The following is a 20655-nucleotide window of genomic DNA, read 5'->3' on the forward strand; positions in this document are numbered from 1 at the left end:
GGAGCATGTACGCACGCACCGACCGGACCACCGCCAGCCGCTCCCGGGACCGGATGAGCTACGACGCCGCCGCCGCGCACGCGGTCCTCGACGAGGCGTACCACTGCGCGCTCGGGTTCACCGTCGACGGCGAGCCCCGGGTGCTGCCCACCCTGCACGTCCGCATCGACGACACCCTCTACCTGCACGGCTCCACCGGCAGCCGGCCGCTGCTCGCCGCCCGGGGCGACGGGCTGCCGGTCTGCGTCGCGGTGACCCTGCTCGACGGCCTGGTCTACGCGCGCTCCCAGTTCCACCACAGCGCCAACTACCGGTCGGTCGTCGCGCACGGCACCGCGCAGCTGGTCACCGACGAGCGGGAGAAGGCGCGGGTGCTCACCGCGCTGGTGGAGAAGGTCGGCGCCGGGCGCAGCGCCGACAGCCGACCGCCGTCGCGCCGGGAGCTGGCCGAGACCGCCGTGCTGGCCCTCCCGCTGCGGGAGGTCTCCGTCCGCTCCCGCACCGGCGGGGTACGCGAGGACGAGGCCGACCTCGCCCTGCCGCACTGGGCCGGGGTGGTGCCGCTGCGGCTCACCGCCGGACTGCCCGAGCCGGACGCCGGGGTGACCGCGCCGGTGCCGGCGTACCTGCGGCCGGCCCCCACGCCGTGGCTGGAACCGGCAGTGCTGCGCGGGGAGCACGTGGCGCTGGAACCCCTCGACCTCGCGCACGTCGACGAGCTGCACGCGGCGACCGCCGATCCGGAGGTCTGGCAGCACCTGGGCAGCCCGCTGCCGGCCGACCCCGCCGGCATCGCCGAGGTGGTCGCCACCGCGCTGGCCGCCCACCGCCGGGGCGAGCGGGTGCCGTGGGTGCAGCGCTGTGCCGTCACCGGCGCGGTGGTCGGCACCACCTCCTACTACGAGGTGGACCCGGAGCGGCGGTCGGTCGCGATCGGCTACACCTTCCTGGGCCGGCCGTGGTGGCGTACCGGGATCAACACCGAGGCGAAGCTGCTGCTGCTCACCCGCGCCTTCGAGGAGCTGGGCGCGGTGCGGGTGGTCTGGCACACCGACATCCGCAACGAGCGCTCCCAGCGGGCGATCGAGCGCCTCGGCGCGTCCCGCGAGGGGGTGCTGCGGATGCACAAGCTCCGCCCGGACGGCTCGTGGCGGGACACCGTGCAGTATTCGATGACCGTCGACGAGTGGCCAAACGCACAGGTCGCGCTGCGGGAAAGGCTTCGCCGGACGGCACCGGTGGCCCGATGATGTCGGGCGTGCTGGGCATCACCGACATCTGGACGTACGTGCTGGGCACCGTGGCGATCGTTCTGTTGCCCGGGCCCAACTCCCTCTTCGTGCTCTCCACCGCCGCGCAGCGCGGTGTGGCCGCCGGCTACCGGGCCGCCGGCGGGGTCTTCGTCGGCGACGGGGTGCTGATGTTCCTCTCCGCCGCCGGGGTGGCGTCGCTGCTCAAGGCGTACCCGCCGCTCTTCCTGGTGATCAAGTACGCCGGCGCCGCGTACCTCGGCTACGTGGGGTTGACGATGCTGCGCGGCGCGTGGCGGCGCTGGCGCGACCGCAACGACCCGGCCACGCCGCGGCTGATCGACGCCGCGGAGCCGGTGGCGATGCGCAGCCCCTTCCGCAAGGCGCTCGTGGTCAGCCTGCTCAACCCGAAGGCGATCCTGTTCTTCGTCTCGTTCTTCATCCAGTTCGTCGACCCGGGCTACGCGTGGCCGGCGCTGTCGTTCCTCCTGCTCGGGCTGATCGCCCAGGTCACCAGCGCGCTCTACCTGACCGCGCTGATCTTCGCCGGGACCTTCCTGGCGGCCCAGTTCCGCCAGCGCCGCCGCCTCGCCGCCGGCGCCACCACCGGCGTCGCCGCCCTCTTCCTCGGCTTCAGCCTGAAACTCGCCACCGCCACCGTCTGACCTACCCTCCCCTTCCCTTCCCCCCTCGCCTCCCCTCCCCGCCCTCCCCGTCTGACCTCCCGGGATCTTGCACTTTCGGCCCTCGTTACGGTCGGTAAGTCCGATATGCCGGGGCACGAAGTGCAAGATCGCGGGAGCGAGGGTGGGGTGGGTGGTCAGGTGCCGTCGCCGGAGCCGCCGATGCCGGCTCCGCCGGCGGTGCCGCCCAGGCCGAAGCCGGGGCGGGTGGGCTCGTCCGGCGGGCGGCTGACGTGCGCCGACTCCGCGATGGTCGCGGACCAGTCGGCGTGCGCGGCGGCCGCGGCGTGCCGGTTGATCGCCGCACGCAGCCAGCCGTCCACCGTCGCCACCCAGTCCCGCCGGTCGGCGCCGACGTGCCAGATCCGGAAGCGACTGATGCTCTGGTGGGTGATCCCGGCCAGGGCCAGCCGCCGGTCCATCCAGAAGATGACCTCCAGGCCGGCCGGGTTGGCGATGAAGATCAGCTCCAGCTCGGTGATCGGCCCGGCGTAGAGCGGCGCCACCCAGAATCCCAGCCGCTGGTGCAGCGGCAGGGTCTGTTCCACCCCCGGCAGCCGGGCGTCGACCAGGCCGGCCTGGCGCATGCTGAAGCCCAGCGTGTCGAGGGCGGCCAGGATGTGCGCCTGGGTGGGCAGCGGGTGCACGAAGACCGGCACCATCGCGCCCTGGTCGAGCCGCGGCTCGACCGCCACCTCGGTACGCAGGCCCATCCGCAGGCTGAGCAGGGGCACCCCGCCGAAGATGGTCACCGGGGTCTCCCAGGACAGCGGGAACTCGAACGGGATCGTGCGGCCCCGCCCAGCCCGCAGCACGAAGCCGTCGGCGACGGTCGCCTGGTGGAACTGCACCAGGCGGCGGGGCGCCTCCGGGTCGTCCGGCTCCGCCGTGGTGACCAGGCCGAGCCGGACGTGCAGCACCGGCACATCGGTCGAGCCGGCGATGACCGTGACCCGCCCGGGCAGCCGCAGCCCGGGGCGGGTGCTCGGGTTGGCCAGGGCGGTGCGGACGGAGAGCCCGGTCCACCCGGACTCCGGCGACACCCCGGTCAACCGCACCCGCACTCCCCCGTCCGCATCCCGCGCCCCGGCGGACCCGCTGGGACCGGCCTCGCCGCGACCCGGCGCGCGGGTCACCCCGCGCAGCCCGTGCGCCACCCGGCCCCGGCCCGTGCGCCACCCGGTGCCGGCCCGAGCGCCACCCAGCACCGGCCCGATACCGCCGGCGCCGTCGCTGTGCGAATCGGTCCTCGTGCGCCACCCGGTACCAGCCGGGACGCCACCCGGCCCGGTCCCTCCAGCCTCGCGGACCTGGCGGGCGTCCGTGCGGTCTTCGCCGAAGACCGCACGGTCCCGACGTGCCGGACCACGCCGGGCCGCCCCCACGCCTCACCGGGGCGGCCCGCGGGTCTCACCTCATGCGTCGGCCGCGCGGCACCGGGTCGGTCTCGTCGTCGAACTCGCCGATGACCTCCTCCAGGAGGTCCTCCAGCGCGACGAACCCGATCGGCCGGGTCGGGCCGCCGCCGTTGCGCACGAGCGCGAGCTGGGACTGCCGGGCCCGCATCGCCGCCACCGCGTCGGTCACCGTGGCCGCGGCGGGCAGGGTGAAGGCGCTGGTCATCAGGTCGCCGGCGGTGACCCTGCGGCCCGTGGTGGTGGCCCGCACCGCCTCCCGGACGTGGACGAGGCCGCAGACGTCGCCGTTCGCGTCCAGCACGGCCAGCCGCGACCGGCCGCTGTCGCGGCTGACCTGCTCGATCCGGGCGGCGTCCTCGTCCCGGCGGACCGTCACCATCTGGTGGAACGGCTCCATCACCTGGGCCACCGTGGTGCCCTGCAATTCCAGCATGCTGGTCAGCAACTGGTGCTGCTCGACGCCGAGCAGCCCGTGCTCACGGGACTGCTCCAGCAGGATGCGCAGCTCGTCGGGGCCGTGCACCTGGGCGAGCTGGTCCTGCGGGTTGACCTTGACGAGCCGCAGCATCGCGTTGGCCAGGGCGTTCATCACCGACAGCACCGGCCGGGCGACCCGCGCGAAGGCGCGGAACGGCAACGCCAGCAGCATCGCCGAGCGCTCGGCGTCGGTGATCGCCCAGGACTTCGGCGCCATCTCGCCGACCACCAGGTGCAGGAAGGTGACCAGGCTGAGGGCGAAGACCAGCGCGACCGCGTGGCTCGCGGCGTCCGGCAGCCCGACCGCGTGCAGCAGCGGGCTGAGCAGGTGCTCGATCGCCGGCTCGGCGAGGGCACCGAGCCCCAGGGTGCACAGCGTGATGCCGAGCTGCGCGCCGGCGAGCATCAGCGACAGCTCGCGTACGCCCTCCAGGGCGGCCCGGGCGGCCCGGCCGCCACCGGCCGCCGCCTGCTCCAGGCGGTAGCGCTTGCTGGCCACCAGGGCGAACTCGGCGGCCACGAAGAAGCCGTTCAGCGCCAGCAGGATCACCGACGTGAACAGCGCGATGCCCGGGCTCACTCGGACACCTCCCCGGACCCGGCGAGCCGCAGCCGGACCGAGTCGGCCACGTGCCGGTCGACGGCCAGCACCTCGACCAGGGCGCGCGGCTCGACCGCGCCGTCCTCGCCGTCGGCGAGCAGGCTGATCTCCAGCCGGTCGCCGACCTCGGGCACCCGGCCCAGCTCCCGCATGACCAGGCCGGAGAGGGTGTCGTACTCCGGGGCCTCGGGCAGCTCGATGCCGGTGCTGTCGGCGACCTCGTCGATGCGCCAGCGCGCGGGCACCACCCAGGAGCCGTCCTCCTGCCGGGCCGGGGCCCGCTCGGGCGGGTCGTCCTCGTCCCGGATCGGGCCGACCAGCTCCTCGGCGATGTCCTCCAGCGTGATCACGCCGGCGAAGCCGCCGTACTCGTCGACCACGCAGGCGAGCTGCCGGTGGCCGGAGCGGAGCCGGTCCAGCACGGTCGGCAGCGGCAGCGTCTCCGGCACCAGCAGCGGCGGGCCGGCGACCGCGCTGACCGGGGTGGTCGCGCGCCGCTCGGGGGGCACCCCGAGCACGTCGGCGATGCCGATGACGCCGATCAGGTCGTCGACGCCCTCCGCGCCGCGTACGGGGAAGCGGGACTTGCCGGTGTCCAGCAGCTCCACCACCCGGCTGACCGGCTCGTGCGCGCGTACGGTGTGCACGTCGACGCGGGGCACCATGGCCTCGCCCGCGGTCAGCTCGCGGAAGTCGAGCCCCCGGTCGAGCAGCGTGGACATCTCGGCGGTCAGGTGCCCCTCCTGGCGGGACTCGGCGATGATCTGCTCCAGGTCCTCCGGGGTGGCGCCGCTGGGCAGCTCCTCGATCGGCTCGATGCCGACGCGGCGGAGCAGCCGCACCGCGGCGCGGTCGAAGAGCTTGATCAGCGGACCGGCCACCTTGAGGTACATCAGGGTGGAGCGGCTCAGGGCCTTGGCCAGGGGTTCGGCCCGGGCGATGGCGAGGTTCTTCGGGGCCAGCTCGCCCAGGACCATCTGCACCACGGTCGCGATGACCAGGGCCAGGGCGACCGAGAGCGGCAGGCTGACCGCCGTGGAGACGCCGGCCACCCCGAGCAGTTCGGCCAGCCCGGCGCCGAGGAACGGCTCGGCGACGTAACCGACCAGCAGGGCGGTGACGGTGATGCCGAGCTGCGCGCCGGAGAGCATGAACGACAGCCGTCCGGTCACTTCCAGGGCCCGGGCGGCGGCCTTGTCGCCGTCGTCGGCGAGCTGCTTGAGCCTGCCCCGGTCGACGGCGACGTAACCGAACTCCTGGGCCACGAAGTAACCGGTGGCGGCGGTGAGCACGATGATGAAGAGGAGACCAACGACGATCAACACGGGTCGCTCAGGGCTCCCGGGGACGTCGGGGTCGGGATACGCCGGGCAGGACCCGGCTGGCTACTGCTGCCCTCCTGGGCAGAGGAGTCGATCATGCAGCCATTTTATCCGCGCCGGCTGTACGCCCGCTGACGGTGCGTCGAAGGCCCCCTGTCGTCCGGTTACCCGGCGTGGACAGGGGGCCGTTACCCGGCGTCGACAGGGGCCGTGCCGGCTCAGCTCTGGGTGATCCTCACGTCGTCCACGGCCGCCTCGACCAGGCTGGCGCCGCCGGCGTCCGCCGCGTCGACGACGATCCGTACGGTCTGTCCCCGCAGGGCCGAGACGTCGACGCCGGCGCTCTGCCAGGCCGCCGCCCGGTTGGTCGCGGCCCCGGTCGCGTTCAGCGCCGTGACGGTGCCGCTGCCCACCACCCGCACGCGCAGGTAGTCGGCGCTGCTGGCGTTGTTCAGGTGGGCCAGGTACCAGGAGAACGAGAGGTTCAGCGTGCCGGTCGACGGCAGCGTGATCGCCGGCGACTGGATGGTGCTCACCCCGCCGTCGAGGTCGTACGCCCCGGCGCTGCCGCCGGCGAGCGGCCCGGTGACCAGGTCGTAGCTGCCGCTGACGGTCGTGCCGAGCTGGGTGGCCACGCCGGAGCTGGTGGCCGCAGGGTCGCCGCGCTCCCACCGGCCGAGGGTGGCGGTGTCGGTGCCGGCCGGGTTCGCGGTCCATCCGGTCGCGGTCTCGAAGGTGTCGCTCCAAACCGTGCTGCCCGGCGGGGCCCCGGCTTCGGCCAGCGCCCACACCGTGTACGCGATCGCGTCGGCGTTGCGGTCCAGCGCCGTGTCGTTGATGTTGGCGGTGGTGTCGCAGGAGCGGTGGTAGCACGGGTCGAACGCCTGCCCGGCCGTACCGCCCCAGAGCGAGGCGTGGGTGCTGGACTTGATCCCCTCGGCTCCGGTGAAGGTGCCGCCGGCCGGGATGCCGACGTTGATGAACGGCCCGTAGTCGCTGCGGCCGTCGAAGTCGGTGCCCCGGGTGGGCACGCCGATCGAGGTGAAGAACGCCTGGATGGTCTGCTCGATCTGCGCCGAGCCGGCCGGGCCCGGCCCGGAGCCCACCCCGTCGGAGTTGTCGCCGTCGTAGACGAAGTAGCCGGCGTTGGGCGAGCCGACCATGTCGAAGTTGAGGTACTGCTTGATCTTGGTGCGCTCGGTCGACGGCAGGTTGTTCACGTAGTACTGCGAGCCGCGCAGCCCCAGTTCCTCGGCGCCCCACCAACCGAAGCGCAGGTGCTTCGTGGGGGTGAAGCCGCTGCGGGCCACCGCGAGGGCGGTCTCCAGGATCGCCGCCGAGCCGGAGCCGTTGTCGTTGATGCCCGGGCCGGCGGTGACGCCGTCCAGGTGCGCCCCGGTCATGACCACCTGGTTCGGGTCGCCGCCGGGCCAGTCGGCGATCAGGTTGTAGCCGGTGGCGCCATTGTAGGTGAACGACTGCACCACGGTGCTGAACCCGGCCGCGTCGAGCTGGCCCTTGACGTAGTTGACGGAGGCGAGGTAGCCGGGGCGGCCGTGCGCCCGGTTGCCGCCGTTGGCGGTGGCGATGGACTGGAACTGGGACAGGTGTGCCTTCACGTTGGCCAGCGGGACGTCGGGCGCGGCCAGCGCCGCCGGCCCGCCGGCACGGGCGGCCGGGGCGGCGAGGGCGACCGGAGCGGCGAGGGCTGCGGGGGCGGCCGCTCCGGTGGGCGCGGCGGTCGCCGAGGAGGCGGTCACGACCGCCGCCGCCACGGCCACCGCGGCCAGCCAGGCGGAGCGGGGGGTACGAGGTCTCATGGGTCCTCCGGGTGGGGGCGGGGTCCGGCTCCCGCCGGGTGGGCGGTCACCGGGGACGGCCATTGATCGATGGCCATCGTTGCGAAGCGTGCAGCGGGACCGGCCCCCCGGCAAGACGCAAGACTCAGAATCGCCGCATTCCCCGAATTGGGACGCCCGCGGACCCGGCGGTGCGGACGGCACACGTCAGCGGTCGGCGAGCTCGTCGGCGTCGAGGAGGTCGGGGTCCACCCGGCCGGCGCGGTAGGCCGCCCGGCCGATCATCTGCGCGGCCACCGGAGCGGTCGCCAGCTGGAAGATCCCGACCAGGGCCACCATGCCCAGGTCGGCCGGGGCGCGCAGCCGTAGGGCCAGGCCGAGCAGCAGGAGCAGCACCCCGAGCACCTGCGGCTTGGTGGCCGCGTGCATCCGGTCCAGCGTGGCCGGGAAGCGCAGCACCCCGATGCCGGCGGCGAGACTCAGCAGCGCGCCGGCCACCAGGCAGCCGGCGCCGACCCAGTCGGCGACGGTGCCGAACATCACTCCTCCTCCTTCTCGCGGGCGGCGAAGCGGACCAGCGACACCGAGCCGACGAAGCCGAGCAGGGAGAGCACCACCAGCACCGGCAGGGTGGTGGCGTGGCGGTTCACCGCCGCCTCGGCGCCGACGGCGCCGACCATGGTGGCGAGCAGCATGTCGGCGGCGACCACGCGGTCGATCAGGGACGGCCCCCGGTAGAGCCGGGCCAGCGCGAGCAGCGCGGTCACCGAGAACAGGACGGTGAGGACGACGACGAGGAACGCGGTCACGGTTCAGGACCCCTCTCGGCGGGATCGGTGGCCACCTGGCGCAGCTCCACGGCGGAGCCGACCGCCCGGACGATCCGCCGCTCGACGGCGAGGATCCGCTCCCGGCTGTCGGTCAGGTCCTGCGGGCCGTGGACGTCGAGCACGTGCACGTAGAGGACCCCGGCGTCCCGGTCCACCTCGACGATCAGGGTGCCCGGCACCAACGAGACCGCCTCGGCGGTGAGCGCCAGATTCAGGTCGGTACGCACGCGCAGCCGGACCGCGATGATCGCGCCCCGCGGCCGGTAGCCCGGCTGCACCGCGATCCGGGCGACGTGCAGGCTGGCGCTGACCAGCTCGCCGACGAAACGCACCAGGAAGACCAGCAGCGGCCCAGGGCGCAGCCGCCCGCCGAAGGTGACCGGCGGCAGCGGGAAGAACAGCAGCACCGCCCCGGCCACCAGCACCCCGCCGACCAGGTTGCCCCAGGAGAACTCGCCCCAGAGCAGGCTCCAGACCAGCACCAGCCAGCCGAGGGCGATCAGCTGGTCCCGCCACCGCGCCGCCCGCTTTCGCGGCGGCGCGCTGGACTCCGGCTTCACGGGGCGCCGCCGGGCAGCACGGAACGGATGTACGGGGTGCGCTCGCGCAGGTCGACGGCCGCGTCGGCGGTGACGTCGAAGAGCGGCCCGGCGACGACGGTCAGCACCAGCCCCAGCGCGACCAGCGCGACCGTCGCGCCGACCATCAGCCGGGGGAGCCGGACGGCCGGCTCGGCGGTGGCCAGCCGGGGGGCGCGCCAGAAGGCGATGTTCCACACCCGCGAGGCCACGTAGAGGGTGAGCAGGCTGGTCACGGCCCCGGCCGCGACCAGCGCGCCGGGCAGCGGCCCGCCGGCCGCCACCCCGGCCTGGAGCAGGCCGAGCTTGCCGAGGAACCCGGAGAACGGCGGCACGCCGGCGAGGTTCATGGCCGGCACGAAGAAGAGCATCCCGAGCAACGGCGCCACCCGGGCCAGCCCGCCGAGGCGGCGCAGGTCGGTGCTGCCCGCCCGCTCCTCGACCAGCCCGGCGACCAGGAACAGCGTGGTCTGGATGGTGATGTGGTGCACCACGTAGAAGATCGCGCCGGACAGCCCGGCCACGGTGCTCAGCGCCACCCCGAAGATCATGTAGCCGATGTGACTGACCAGGGTGAACGAGAAGAGCCGCTTCATGTCGGACTGGGCCACCGCGCCGAGGATGCCGACCACCATGGTCAGCCCGGCCACCACCATCAGCAGCCCGGCCACCTGACCGTCGGGGAAGAGCAGCGTCTCGGTCCGGATGATCGCATAGACGCCGACCTTGGTGAGCAGGCCGGCGAAGACCGCGGTGACGGGGGCCGGCGCGGTCGGGTAGCTGTCCGGCAGCCAGGCCGAGAGCGGGAAGACCGCCGCCTTGACCCCGAAGGCGAGCAGCAGCGTCAGTTGCAGACTGAGCCGTACGCCGTCCGGCAGGGCGTCCAGCCGGTGGGCGAGCTGGGCCATGTTCAGCGTGCCGGTGGCCGCGTACACGAGGCCCACCGCGGTGAGGAACAGCATCGAGGAGAGGATGCTGACCACCACGTACGTCGAGCCGGTGCGGATCCGCGCCTCGGTGCCGCCGAGGGTGATCAGCACGAAGCTCGCGGCCAGCAGGATCTCGAACCCGACGAAGAGGTTGAACAGGTCGCCCGCGAGGAACGCGTTCGTCACGCCGGCGGTCAGCACCAGGTAGGTGGGGTGGTAGATGGTCACGGGGACGGTCTCGCCGAAGTCCCCCTGGCCCTGCCCGACGGAGTAGAGCAGCACGCACAGCGTCACCGCCGACGAGACCACCAGCATCAGCGCGGCCAACTGGTCGGCGACCAGCACGATGCCCACCGGCGCCGGCCACCCGCCGACCTGCACCACCACCGGCCCGTGCCGGTACGCCTGCACCAGCAGCAGCGCCGCCACCGCCAGCGTGCCGGCGAGGCAGGACACGCTGACCACCCGTTGCAGGTGGGGCCACCGGGCCAGCAGCAGGGTCAGCGCCGCGCCCAGCAGCGGCACCACCACCGGCAGCGGCACGAGGGCGCTCACGGGGCGGCCCCTCGCGCGTACCCGGTCATCCGGGACCGTCCCCGGGCCGGAGCCGGCGCGGCAGCTCGGGGTCGACCTGCTCGGGGTCGGCGTCCGGGCCCTCGCCGCCGAGGTCGGCGGCGGCCACCTCGTTGCGCTCCGCCGCCCGCCTGATCTGCCGGTCCTCGATGTCGTCGGGGACCTCGTCGTCGCCGGTCAGGTACCAGCTGCGGTAGCTCACGGCCAGCAGGAACGCGGTCAGCCCGAAGGTGATCACGATCGCGGTGAGAATCATGGCCTGCGGCAGCGCGTCACTCAGCCGGCCGGCGGGCGCGGCGCCGACCACCGGGGCGGCGCCGGCCCGCCCACCCATCAGGATGAGCGCGTTGACCCCGTTGCCGAGCAGGATGACGCCGAGCAGGATCCGGGTCAGGCTGCGCTCCAGCAGCAGGGTGACCCCGCAACCGACCAGCACGCCGACGGCGACGACCAGCACCAGGGTCGGTCCCTCCACCCCCGGCCTCACGTCCGCTCCCCGCCCCGGTCGACGCGCAGCCCGCCGCCGGACGCGCTGGCCGCCTCGATGTGCCGGTCCACCTCGGCGCCGAGACTGCGCAGGATGTCCAGCACGAGCCCGACCACGACGAGGTAGACCCCGACGTCGAAGAAGAGGGACGTGACCAGGTAGAAGTCGCCGATCAGCGGCAGCCACAGGTCGATCCGGGCGCTCTCGAGCACCGATCCGCCCGCCAGTAGCGCGATCACCCCGGTGCCGATCGAGACGAGGAGGCCGGCGCCGAGCACCGTGCCGGCGCCGACCGGCGCGGCCTCGGCCAGCTCGTCGCGGCCGCCGGCCAGGTAGCGCACGACCAGCGCCAGGCTCGCCACCAGGCCGCCGGCGAACCCGCCGCCCGGGGCGTTGTGGCCGGAGAAGAGCAGGAACAGGGAGAAGACCACGACGGTGTGGAAGATCAGCCGGGTGACCACCTCCAGCACGATGGAGCGCCGCCGCTCGTGCAGGGTCGCGCCGCCGCGCAGCCAGACCGGGCGGCCCGGCCGGCGCGCCGGACCGGACGGCTCGGGGCGGCGGGGACGCGGCCCCGTCCGGGACCGCTGGAAGATCAGGCTGGCCACGCCGGTCGCGGCCACCACCAGCACCGCCAGCTCCCCCATCGTGTCCCAGGCCCGGATGTCGACGAGGGTCACGTTGACCACGTTGCGGCCGTACCCCTGGCTGACGGCGAGGTCGGGGAAGGCGTCGGAGATGGTGGGCGCGTTCCGGGCCGCCGCGGCGGTCAGCGCCAGCCCAGCCGTCACCACGCCGGCCGCCAGGCCGATCGTCCGGCGCGCCCAGCGGCGCCGGCGCGGGCGGGCCGAGAACCGTTCGGGCAGCCGGCGCAGCACCAGCACGAACACCGCGATGGTCGCGGTCTCGACGAGGAACTGCGTCAGCGCCAGGTCCGGCGCGCCATAGAGCACGAAGAGCATCGCGCTGCCGTAGCCCGTCATCCCCACCAGCAGCATCGCCGTCAGCCGCCGCCGGGCGCCCACCCCGAGCACCGCCGCCACGGTCACCACGGCCACCACCACGACCTGCAACGGGCTGTCCCAGAGGTCGATCCGGTCCCGCCACGGCCGGGTGGCCAGCATCGCCCCACCGGGCAGCACCGTGAGGGCGAGCAGGATGATCCCGAGATACTGCGGCAGCGAACCCCGCTGGGTGACGCTGGTGACCTCGATGGCCAGCCGGTCGAATCGGCCGATGACCCACTCGTACCCCTGGTTGCCGCTGACCGGGACGTGCAGCCGGGCCAGCGCCGGGGCGAGGGGGCCGCGCAGCGCGTGCAGCGCCGCGCCGCCGGCCACGGCGAGGGCGGAGAAGCCGAGCGCCGGGCTGAGGCCGTGCCACAGCGCCAGGTGCCCGCCGACCGTGCCGAAGAGTTCGGCGTACGGGGCGAGCAGGCCGTCGAGGATCCCGGCGGCCGGGCCGGCGACCAGCCCGAGGACGGCCAGCAGGGCCGGCGGGGCGAGCATCGGCACGGCGATCCGCCCCGGGTCGGAGGGCTCCACGCCGGGCCGGGTGGCGAACGCGCCCCAGACGAACCGGGCGCTGTAGGCGACGGTGAGCGCGGTGCCGGCCACCAGCACGGCGAGCACCACCGGCCGGTCGGTGAAGGCGGCCAGCACGGCCTCCTTGGCGACGAAGCCGACCAGCGGCGGCAGGCCGGCCATCGACGCGGCGGCGAGCACCGCGACGGTGGCCAGCAGCGGTGCCCGCCGGCCCAGGCCGGACAGTTCCCGCAGGTCGCGGGTGCCGGCGCCGTGGTCGACGATGCCGACGACGAGGAACAGCGCCGCCTTGAACAGGGCGTGGGCCAGCAGCATGGCCACGCCGGCCAGCGCGGCGTCCGGGGTGCCCGCCCCGACGACCACGGCGAGCAGGCCGAGCTGGCTGACCGTGCCGTACGCCAGCAGCAGCTTCAGGTCGGTCTGCCGCAGCGCCGCCCAGCCGCCCGCCAGCATGGTCGCCAGGCCGGCGACCACCACCACCGGCCGCCACGGGCCGACGCCCGCCAGCACCGGGGCGAGCAGCCCGATCAGGTAGACGCCGGCCTTCACCATCGCGGCGGCGTGCAGGTACGCGCTCACCGGCGTGGGGGCCGCCATCGCCACCGGCAGCCAGGAGCTGAACGGCAGCACCGCCGACTTGGACAGCGCCCCGGCCAGGATCAGCAGCACCGCCGTGACCAGGTACGCCCCGCCGGGCAGCGGACCGGCAGCGATCTCGGACCACCGGTAGCTGCCGGCGTGGTGGCCGAGCATGATGAACCCGACCAGCATGGCCAGCCCGCCGAGAGTGGTCACGGTCAGCGCCTGGGCGGCCGCCCAGCGGCTGGCACGCCGCTCCGTGCTGTGCCCGATCAGCAGGTACGAGAAGATCGTGGTCAGCTCCCAGCAGACGTAGAGCAGCAGCAGGTCGTCGGCGAGAACGAGCCCGAGCATCGCCCCGGCGAAGGCCACCAGCACGGCCGCGAACCGGGCCATCCCGACCGCCCCGGGGCCGAAATAGCGGGCGCTGTAGACGAGGACCAGCGCACCGACGCCGCCGACGAGCAGCGTCATCAGCCAGGACAGGGTGGTCAGCCGCAGCGCCAGGTCGAGCCCGAGCTGCCGGATCCACGGGTACGTCTCCACCACCGCCCCGCCGTCGCGGACGGCCGGCGTGCGGGCCAGCGCCCAGCCGAAGGCGGCGGCCGGCGCCAGCGCCAGCGCGTAGCAGGCACGCGGACCCCACCGCCGGACCAGCAGCGGCGCCAGGAGGGCCGCCACGAGGTGGAGGATCAGCAGTACGAGCACCCGCACTCCCGGTCGAGGTGGCAGCGGCGCGCGCCGGAGGTGGGCCGGCACCTAGGTGCGATCAGACGCCAGATGACCGCCCGTCGGGCCGTTTTGCCGGAATTCGTACCCTCGGCGGCCTTGCCGCTCTCCCGTGGACTGCCCGGTGCCGGGTCGAAGGGCGTGGTGCGGCGCGGTCAGCCGACGGGGATGTCGGCGGCGGGCTCCCGGGCGGCGCGGTCAGCCGACGGGGACGTCGGCGGCGGGGACGGCGGGCTCCCGGGCGGGGCGCTCCCGGCGGGTCTCCACCAGCAGATCGGGGCGGTCGAGCTGGAGCACCACCTTGTTGACCACCCGCTGGGCGGCGGCGAGCGACCGCACCGACAGCAGCCGGCCCCGGCTCTCCCGGCGCAGCACGAAGTAGTGCACCGCGGCACGCACCTGGCCCCGGTCGGCGGCGCTGGCCTGGGCGGTGGAGACGACCAACTCCCGCAGCGCCGCGGCCAGCCGCTCGGCCAACTCCAGCTCCGGGCCGGCGAGACCGGCGCGGACGGCGGCGAGATGACTGTCGACCTTGCGGATGAGCACGTCGGTGCCGGGCTCGAAGCTCCGCTGCTCGACGGTCATCCGATCCCCTCCACCCCGGCCGACTCCGAGTGAAGTTACTTTACGTTGCGCGCCACAAGCAAGCAGTTAAGTAAGACTTAACGCATTCAACGGCACAACCATCGCGTATGAGCCGGACCAGGACACATCAGCGCCCGCCAGGGAAACGGATGTCAGACGGCCGGGGCAGGATGGATGGCGTGACGGATGCGATGGCGGGTTTCGGCGCGGCCACCCGGGAATGGTTCACCGCCGCCTTCGCCGCGCCCACCGCCGCCCAGGCCGGTGCCTGGAGTTCCGTCGCCGCCGGCCGCAACGCGCTGGTGGTGGCGCCCACCGGCTCCGGCAAGACGCTCGCCGCGTTCCTCTGGTCACTCGACCGGCTGGCCCGCGAGCCGGCCCCGGCCGACCGCCGGCACCGGTGCCGGGTGCTCTACGTCAGCCCGCTCAAGGCGCTCGCGGTCGACGTCGAGCGCAACCTGCGCACGCCGCTGGCCGGGATCCGGCAGGCCGCCACCCGGTTGGGCGTCGCCCCGCCGGAGATCACCGTGGGGATGCGCACCGGCGACACCCCGGCCGACGAGCGGCGCGCGTTCGCCCGCACCCCGCCCGACATCCTCATCACCACGCCCGAGTCGCTGTTCCTGCTGCTGACCTCCGCCGCCCGCGACTCCCTGCGCGGCGTCGAGACGGTCATCGTCGACGAGGTGCACGCGGTGGCCGGCACCAAGCGCGGAGCTCACCTCGCGCTCTCCCTGGAGCGCCTCGACGGGTTGCTGCCCGCGCCGGCGCAGCGGATCGGCCTGTCCGCCACGGTCCGGCCGGTCGACGCGTGCGCCCGCTTCCTCGGCGGCGCCCGGCCCGTCGACGTCGTCGCCCCGCCCACCGCGAAGACGATCGAGGTCAGCGTCCAGGTGCCGGTGGAGGACATGACCCGCCTCGACGAGCGGGAGGCGCCGGAGGACGACCTCGGCGGGCCCGGGCCGCGCCGGGCGTCGATCTGGCCGGCGGTCGAGGAGCGCGTCTTCTCCCTGATCCGGGCACACCGCTCGACCATCGTCTTCACCAACTCGCGGCGCTCCGCCGAGCGCCTCTGCGCGCGGCTCAACGAGCTGGCCGCCGACGAGTTGGCCGGCCCGCCCGCCGTCCCCGGCGCCGGGGACGACCGGGCCGTGCCGGCCCGGGAGGCCGACGCGTGGGACGGCCCCACCGGCCCAGGCCGGGGCGCCGACGCGTGGGACGGTCCCACCGGCCTGGACCGGGGCACCGGCACGCGGGGCGGCACCACCGGCCTGGACCGGGGCACCGGCACGCGGGGCGGCACCACCGGCCCGGCGCGCCGCACTCCGGCCGAGATGATGGCCCAGGCCGGTGGGGCGTCCGGCGCACCGACCGTGATCGCCCGCGCCCACCACGGCAGCGTCTCCCGGGAGGAGCGCAAGCACATCGAGGAGGCGCTCAAGTCCGGCCAACTGCCCGCCGTGGTGGCCACCTCCAGCCTGGAGCTGGGCATCGACATGGGCGCGGTCGACCTGGTCGTGCAGATCGAGGCGCCGCCCAGCGTGGCCGCCGGCCTGCAGCGGGTGGGTCGGGCCGGGCACCAGGTCGGCGCGGTCTCCCGGGGCGTCGTCTTCCCCAAGCACCGGGGCGACCTGCTGTCCTGCACGGTCGTGGCCGAGCGGATGGGCGGTGGTGCCATCGAGGAGCTGCACTACCCGCGCAACCCGCTCGACGTGCTCGCCCAGCAGATCGTCGCCATGGTCGCGCTGGAGCCGTGGCACGTCGGCGACCTGGCCGTCCTGGTCCGCCGGGCGGCGCCCTTCGCCGAGCTGCCCGACTCGGCCCTGCACGCCGTGCTCGACATGCTCTCCGGCCGCTACCCGTCCACCGCGTTCGCCGAGCTGCGGCCCCGGCTGGTCTGGGACCGCGCCACCGACACGCTCACCGGCCGACCCGGCGCGCAGCGGCTCGCGGTGACCAGCGGCGGCACCATCCCCGACCGGGGGCTCTTCGGCGTCTTCCTGGCCGGCGCCGAACGGGCCGCCCGGGTCGGCGAGCTGGACGAGGAGATGGTCTACGAGTCGCGGGTCGGCGACGTGTTCCTGCTCGGCTCCTCGTCCTGGCGGATCGAGGAGATCACGCCCGACCGGGTGCTGGTCTCCCCGGCCCCCGGGCAGGCGGCGAAGATGCCCTTCTGGAAGGGCGACCAGCTCGGCCGGCCCGTCGAGCTGGGCCGGGCCATCGGCGCCCGGGTGCGCGCCCTGCTGCGGCAGGACGACGAGTCCGCCGTCGCCGCGCTGCGGGCCGGCGGGCTCGACGACTGGGCCGCCGGCAACCTGATGGCCTACCTGCGCGAGCAGAAGGAGGCCACCCGGTCCCTGCCCGACGACCGCACGGTGGTGGTCGAGCGGTTCCGCGACGAGCTGGGCGACTGGCGGCTGGCCGTCCACAGCGTGCTCGGCGCCCGGGTCAACGGGCCGTGGGCGCTGGCGATCGGCCGCCGGCTCACCGAGCGCTACGGGGTGGACGCCCAGGTGATGCCGTCCGACGACGGCATCGTCGTCCGCCTGCCCGACACGGCCGACGAGCCGCCGGGCGCGGACGTGGTGGTCTTCGAGCCGGAGGAGATCGCACAGCTCGTCGAGGAGTCCGTCGGCACCTCCGCGCTGTTCGCGTCCCGCTTCCGGGAGTGCGCCGCCCGGTCGCTGCTGCTGCCCCGCCGCGACCCGCGCCGCCGCCAGCCGCTGTGGCAGCAGCGTCAACGCGCCGCCCAACTGCTCGACGTCGCCCGCGAGTACGCCGACTTCCCGGTCACCCTCGAAGCCGCCCGGGAGTGCCTCCAGGACGTCTTCGACCAGCCCGCGCTGGCGGAGCTGATGCGGGACCTGGCCGCCCGCAAGGTGCGTCTGGTCGAGGTGGAGACCGCCCAGCCGTCGCCGTTCGCCCGGTCACTGCTGTTCGGCTACGTCGGGGCCTTCCTCTACGAAGGCGACGCCCCCCTCGCGGAGCGACGGGCGGCCGCGCTGGCGCTGGACTCGGCCCTGCTCGGCGAGCTGCTCGGCCGCGTCGACCTGCGCGAGCTGCTCGACCCGGCGGTGCTGACCGAGACCGAGCGGCAGCTGCGCTGGCTGACCGAGCAGCGCCGACCGCGCGACGCGGAGGACGTGGTCGAGCTGCTCCGGGTGGTCGGCGACCTGTCCGAGGCCGAGCTGGCCGAGCGGGGCGCGCCCGTGGAATGGCTGACCGGGCTGGCGGCCGCCCGCCGGGTGCTGCGGGTGCGCATCGCCGGCGAGGAGCGCTGGGTGGGCGTCGAGGACGCGGCCCGGCTGCGCGACGCCCTCGGCGTGGCCCTGCCGGTCGGGGTCGCCGAGGCGTACCTCGCCCCGGTGGCCGACCCGCTGGGCGACCTGGTCGCCCGCTACGCGCGTACGCACGGCCCGTTCGCGGCCGCCACCTGCGCCGCCCGGTTCGGGCTCGGGGTGGCCGTGGTGGAGCAGGCGCTGCGCCGGCTCGCCGCCACCGGGCGGGTCGTCTCCGGCGAGTTCGCCCTGGACACGGCCGGCGCCCAGTGGTGCGACGCGGAGGTGCTGCGCCTGCTGCGCCGCCGGTCCCTCGCCGCGCTGCGCCGGGAGATCGAGCCGGTGCCGCCCCGCGCGCTGGCCGCGTTCCTGCCCCGGTGGCAGCAGGTCGGCTCGTCGGCGCGCGGCGTGGAGGCGCTGGCCGCGGCGGTTGAGCAGCTCCAGGGGGTGGCGGTGCCGGCGTCGGCCCTGGAACGCCTGGTGCTGCCCGGCCGGGTCGCCGACTACTCCCCCGCCCAACTCGACGAGCTGTGCGCCAGCGGCGAGGTGCTCTGGGCCGGCTCGGGGGCGATCTCCGGCGGGGACGGCTGGGTCACCCTCGCGTACGCGGACGCCGCTCCGCTGCTGCTGCCCCCGCCCGACGAGGCGCTCACCCGCACCCCGCTGCACGACGCGGTGCTGGAGGCGCTCGGCGACGGGCAGGCGTTGTTCTTCCGGTCGCTGTCCGACCGGGTGGGCTCGACGGACGACGCCGCGTTGACCGCGGTCGTCTGGGATCTGGTCTGGGCCGGCCAGCTCACCAACGACACCCTGGCCCCGCTGCGGGCGGTGCTCGGCGGCGGCGGGGCGCACCGGTCCCGCCCGACCGCGCCGCGCACCCGCTACCGCCGCCCCGGGCGGGTGGCCCTGCCGACCCGAGGCGGCCCGCCGACCGTCGCCGGGCGCTGGTCGCGCCTGCCGGAGCGCGACACCGATCCCACCCGCCGTGCCGCCGCCCTGGCCGACGTGCTGCTCGAACGGCACGGCGTGGTGACCCGGGGGGCGGTCATGGCCGAGCAGGTGGCCGGCGGGTTCGCCGCGGTCTATCCGGTGCTCTCCGCGCTTGAGGAGCGCGGCGCGGCCCGGCGGGGCTACTTCGTCGAGGGGCTGGGTGCGGCGCAGTTCGCGGTGCCGGGCGCGGTGGACCGGATCCGGGCGCTGGCGGAGCCGGTCGACGGCGGGCGGGGGCGCGGCGGGCCCACCCTGGTGCTCGCCGCGACGGACCCGGCCAACCCGTACGGGGCGGCGCTGCCCTGGCCGGAACGGGTGGTCGACTCGGGCGACGGGGCCGCCCCGGCGACCGGGCACCGGGCGGGGCGCAAGGCCGGCGCCCTGGTGGTGCTGGTCGCTGGGGACCTGGTGCTCTACGTCGAGCGCGGCGGGCGGACCATTCTCTCCTTCAGCGACGACGCCGACACGCTGGCGGCGGCCGGCAAGGCGCTCGCCGACGCGGTCCACTCCGGCGCGCTGGGGGCGATGTCGGTCGAACGGGCCGACGGCGAGGCGGTGCGCTCCTCGCCGCTACGCGACGCGCTCACCGCCGCCGGCTTCCGGGCCACCCCACGCGGCCTGCGCCTGCGCGGCTGAACCGCACTCGGGCCCCATGACCGGAGGCTGCGTCGGCGCGGGACGTGGTGGCGGCGCAGCAGGCGCCGTTGCGGGGCTCCTGGTGGAGTGGCTGTGACGCAGCGCTCACCGTGTCACAGCCGGGCAGGCGTATGTGTCTCGGGGGTATGACGAACTCGGAACAGACCTCTGTGTTGATCACTGGAGGCAACAAGGGACCTGGTCTTGACGCCGCCCGCCGGCTCGGGGAGCAGGGTTGGACGATCTTCCTCGGCTCGCGCGACCACCACCGACTCGATCGTCGCACTCGCGATGATCGACGCCGACGGGCCGACCGGGACCTTCATCGATCGCAACGGCCCCGCTCCGTGGTGACTGAGCTCGGGTGGGAGCGGCGCGATCCGCCGTGGCGGCAGTGCCTCAGGGAGGAGCCGGCGTGACCCGGGCCGAGGAGTTCGAAGAGCTGCGGTCGCTGCTGTTCGCGATCGCCTACCGGATTCTCGGCAGCGTGAGCGAGGCCGAGGACGCGGTCCAGGAGACCTGGCTGCGCTACGAGGCCTCCCCGACACGACCCACCTCGACCAAGGCGTTTCTCTCGGCCGTGGTCACCCGGGTCGCGCTCAACGTGCTGCGCTCGGCCCGCCTGCGGCGGGAGGAGTACGTCGGGCAGTGGTTGCCCGAGCCGCTGCTGGCCGACCCGTACGAGGATCCGGAGCGGTCGGCGGAGCTGGCCGACTCGGTGTCGATGGCGGCGCTGTTGCTGCTCGAGCGGCTCAGTCCGCTCGAGCGCGCGGTCTTCGTGCTGCGGGAGGTGTTCGGGTTCGGCTTCGGGGAGATCGCGTCGGCGGTGGGCCGCTCGGAGGCGGCGTGCCGCCAGCTCGCGGTGCGGGCACGCCGCCACATGGACGCGGGCCGGCCCCGGTTCGAGGCAGACCGCAGGGAGCGCGAGGAACTCGCCGAACGCTTCTTCGACGCCTTCCGGGAAGGCGATCTCGACGGGTTACGGGAACTCCTCGCCGCCGACGTGCAGATGGTCAGCGACGGCGGTGGCAAGGCCCCGCAACTGCCCAGGGCCATCATCGGCACCGACAACGTGGCCCGGGTGCTCGCCGCGGCCGCTGCGCCGATGGTCCGGATCGGCGGCGTCCTGGAGCCGCACGAGGTGAACGGCCAGCCGGGCGCGATCTTCCGCGACCGGGACAACAGAGCGGTCAACGCCTTGGCGCTCGACATCCTCGACGGGCAGATCCAGGCGATCCGCTTGGTGATCAACCCCGACAAGCTCCAGCACCTGGGTTCGGTGGCCGACGCCTGGGCGGTCGCCCGCACGTTTCACCAGGCTCGCCGGCCCACGGACTGACGTGAGAACGGGACCGGAGTCGCTGACG

The 20655-nt window shown here is 74.7% G+C and carries 15 protein-coding genes; 4 read left to right on the plus strand and 11 right to left on the minus strand.

Annotated elements, in window-relative coordinates; translation table 11 throughout:
• The first annotated feature begins 5 nt into the window (after nt 1-5).
• Together AB0G14_RS04830 and leuE are read left to right on the plus strand one after the other, a co-directional pair.
• Complete coding sequence (locus tag AB0G14_RS04830; protein ID WP_357693769.1) at nt 6-1250, plus strand: bifunctional pyridoxamine 5'-phosphate oxidase family protein/GNAT family N-acetyltransferase; 1245 nt, start codon at nt 6-8, stop codon at nt 1248-1250.
• Nucleotides 1247-1915 carry a leucine efflux protein LeuE gene (leuE, locus tag AB0G14_RS04835; RefSeq protein ID WP_350705081.1) on the plus strand — a complete coding sequence of 223 codons (669 nt, stop codon included), beginning with the start codon at nt 1247-1249 and terminating at the stop codon, nt 1913-1915. The genes AB0G14_RS04830 and leuE overlap by 4 nt, the downstream gene beginning before the upstream one ends.
• Nucleotides 1916-2070: 155 nt before the next feature.
• Here leuE and AB0G14_RS04840 read toward each other — a convergent pair whose 3' ends face one another.
• From AB0G14_RS04840 to AB0G14_RS04890, 11 genes are all read right to left on the minus strand, one after another.
• Nucleotides 2071-2991 (minus strand): sporulation protein, encoded by a 921-nt coding sequence (locus AB0G14_RS04840; RefSeq protein ID WP_357693934.1) that lies wholly within the window; start codon nt 2989-2991, stop codon nt 2071-2073.
• 352 nt (nt 2992-3343) lie between these two features.
• On the minus strand, nt 3344-4408 hold the full coding sequence (locus AB0G14_RS04845; RefSeq protein WP_357693771.1) for a hemolysin family protein: 1065 nt from the start codon (nt 4406-4408) through the stop codon (nt 3344-3346).
• Nucleotides 4405-5754 (minus strand): hemolysin family protein, encoded by a 1350-nt coding sequence (locus AB0G14_RS04850; protein WP_357693773.1) that lies wholly within the window; start codon nt 5752-5754, stop codon nt 4405-4407. Before AB0G14_RS04850 ends, AB0G14_RS04845 begins: the two co-directional genes overlap by 4 nt.
• Nucleotides 5755-5969: 215 nt before the next feature.
• Nucleotides 5970-7571, minus strand: coding sequence for a M28 family metallopeptidase (locus tag AB0G14_RS04855; protein WP_357693775.1), 1602 nt, complete (start codon nt 7569-7571; stop codon nt 5970-5972).
• A gap of 186 nt (nt 7572-7757) precedes the next feature.
• Nucleotides 7758-8090, minus strand: coding sequence for a monovalent cation/H(+) antiporter subunit G (gene mnhG, locus AB0G14_RS04860; protein ID WP_357693777.1), 333 nt, complete (start codon nt 8088-8090; stop codon nt 7758-7760).
• Nucleotides 8090-8359 carry a monovalent cation/H+ antiporter complex subunit F gene (locus AB0G14_RS04865; protein ID WP_357693779.1) on the minus strand — a complete coding sequence of 90 codons (270 nt, stop codon included), beginning with the start codon at nt 8357-8359 and terminating at the stop codon, nt 8090-8092. The genes mnhG and AB0G14_RS04865 overlap by 1 nt, the downstream gene beginning before the upstream one ends.
• Nucleotides 8356-8940 (minus strand): Na+/H+ antiporter subunit E, encoded by a 585-nt coding sequence (locus tag AB0G14_RS04870; RefSeq protein WP_357693781.1) that lies wholly within the window; start codon nt 8938-8940, stop codon nt 8356-8358. Before AB0G14_RS04870 ends, AB0G14_RS04865 begins: the two co-directional genes overlap by 4 nt.
• The gene (locus AB0G14_RS04875) at nt 8937-10442 is read right to left on the minus strand and encodes a Na+/H+ antiporter subunit D (protein WP_357693783.1); all 1506 of its coding nucleotides are present in this window, start codon (nt 10440-10442) and stop codon (nt 8937-8939) included. The genes AB0G14_RS04870 and AB0G14_RS04875 overlap by 4 nt, the downstream gene beginning before the upstream one ends.
• A 25-nt stretch (nt 10443-10467) precedes the next feature.
• Nucleotides 10468-10947, minus strand: a complete 480-nt coding sequence (locus AB0G14_RS04880; protein WP_357693785.1) for a Na(+)/H(+) antiporter subunit C — start codon at nt 10945-10947, stop codon at nt 10468-10470.
• A complete protein-coding gene (locus tag AB0G14_RS04885) occupies nt 10944-13778 on the minus strand; it encodes a Na+/H+ antiporter subunit A (protein ID WP_357693787.1) in 2835 nt (944 codons plus the stop codon). Before AB0G14_RS04885 ends, AB0G14_RS04880 begins: the two co-directional genes overlap by 4 nt.
• Nucleotides 13779-13997: 219 nt before the next feature.
• Complete coding sequence (locus tag AB0G14_RS04890; protein ID WP_357693789.1) at nt 13998-14384, minus strand: hypothetical protein; 387 nt, start codon at nt 14382-14384, stop codon at nt 13998-14000.
• A 149-nt stretch (nt 14385-14533) separates the two neighbouring features.
• Here AB0G14_RS04890 and AB0G14_RS04895 point away from each other — a divergent pair, with 149 nt between their 5' ends.
• The gene (locus tag AB0G14_RS04895; protein ID WP_357693791.1) at nt 14534-19288 is read left to right on the plus strand and encodes a DEAD/DEAH box helicase; all 4755 of its coding nucleotides are present in this window, start codon (nt 14534-14536) and stop codon (nt 19286-19288) included.
• A 415-nt stretch (nt 19289-19703) separates the two neighbouring features.
• Complete coding sequence (locus tag AB0G14_RS04900; RefSeq protein ID WP_357693793.1) at nt 19704-20627, plus strand: RNA polymerase sigma-70 factor; 924 nt, start codon at nt 19704-19706, stop codon at nt 20625-20627.
• Nucleotides 20628-20655 lie beyond the last annotated feature (28 nt).

This window comes from Micromonospora sp. NPDC023814 (assembly GCF_040639595.1).
GTDB lineage: Bacteria > Actinomycetota > Actinomycetes > Mycobacteriales > Micromonosporaceae > Micromonospora.

What these genes read in the sequence shown, in the direction of transcription:
- AB0G14_RS04855 (WP_357693775.1), bottom strand. Translation starts at nt 7,571, where the DNA reads ATGAGACCTCGTACCCCCCGCTCCGCCTGGCTGGCCGCGGTGGCCGTG.
- mnhG (WP_357693777.1), bottom strand. Translation starts at nt 8,090, where the DNA reads ATGTTCGGCACCGTCGCCGACTGGGTCGGCGCCGGCTGCCTGGTGGCC.
- AB0G14_RS04890 (WP_357693789.1), bottom strand. Translation starts at nt 14,384, where the DNA reads ATGACCGTCGAGCAGCGGAGCTTCGAGCCCGGCACCGACGTGCTCATC.
- AB0G14_RS04830 (WP_357693769.1), top strand. Translation starts at nt 6, where the DNA reads ATGTACGCACGCACCGACCGGACCACCGCCAGCCGCTCCCGGGACCGG.
- leuE (WP_350705081.1), top strand. Translation starts at nt 1,247, where the DNA reads ATGATGTCGGGCGTGCTGGGCATCACCGACATCTGGACGTACGTGCTG.
- AB0G14_RS04895 (WP_357693791.1), top strand. Translation starts at nt 14,534, where the DNA reads ATGTCAGACGGCCGGGGCAGGATGGATGGCGTGACGGATGCGATGGCG.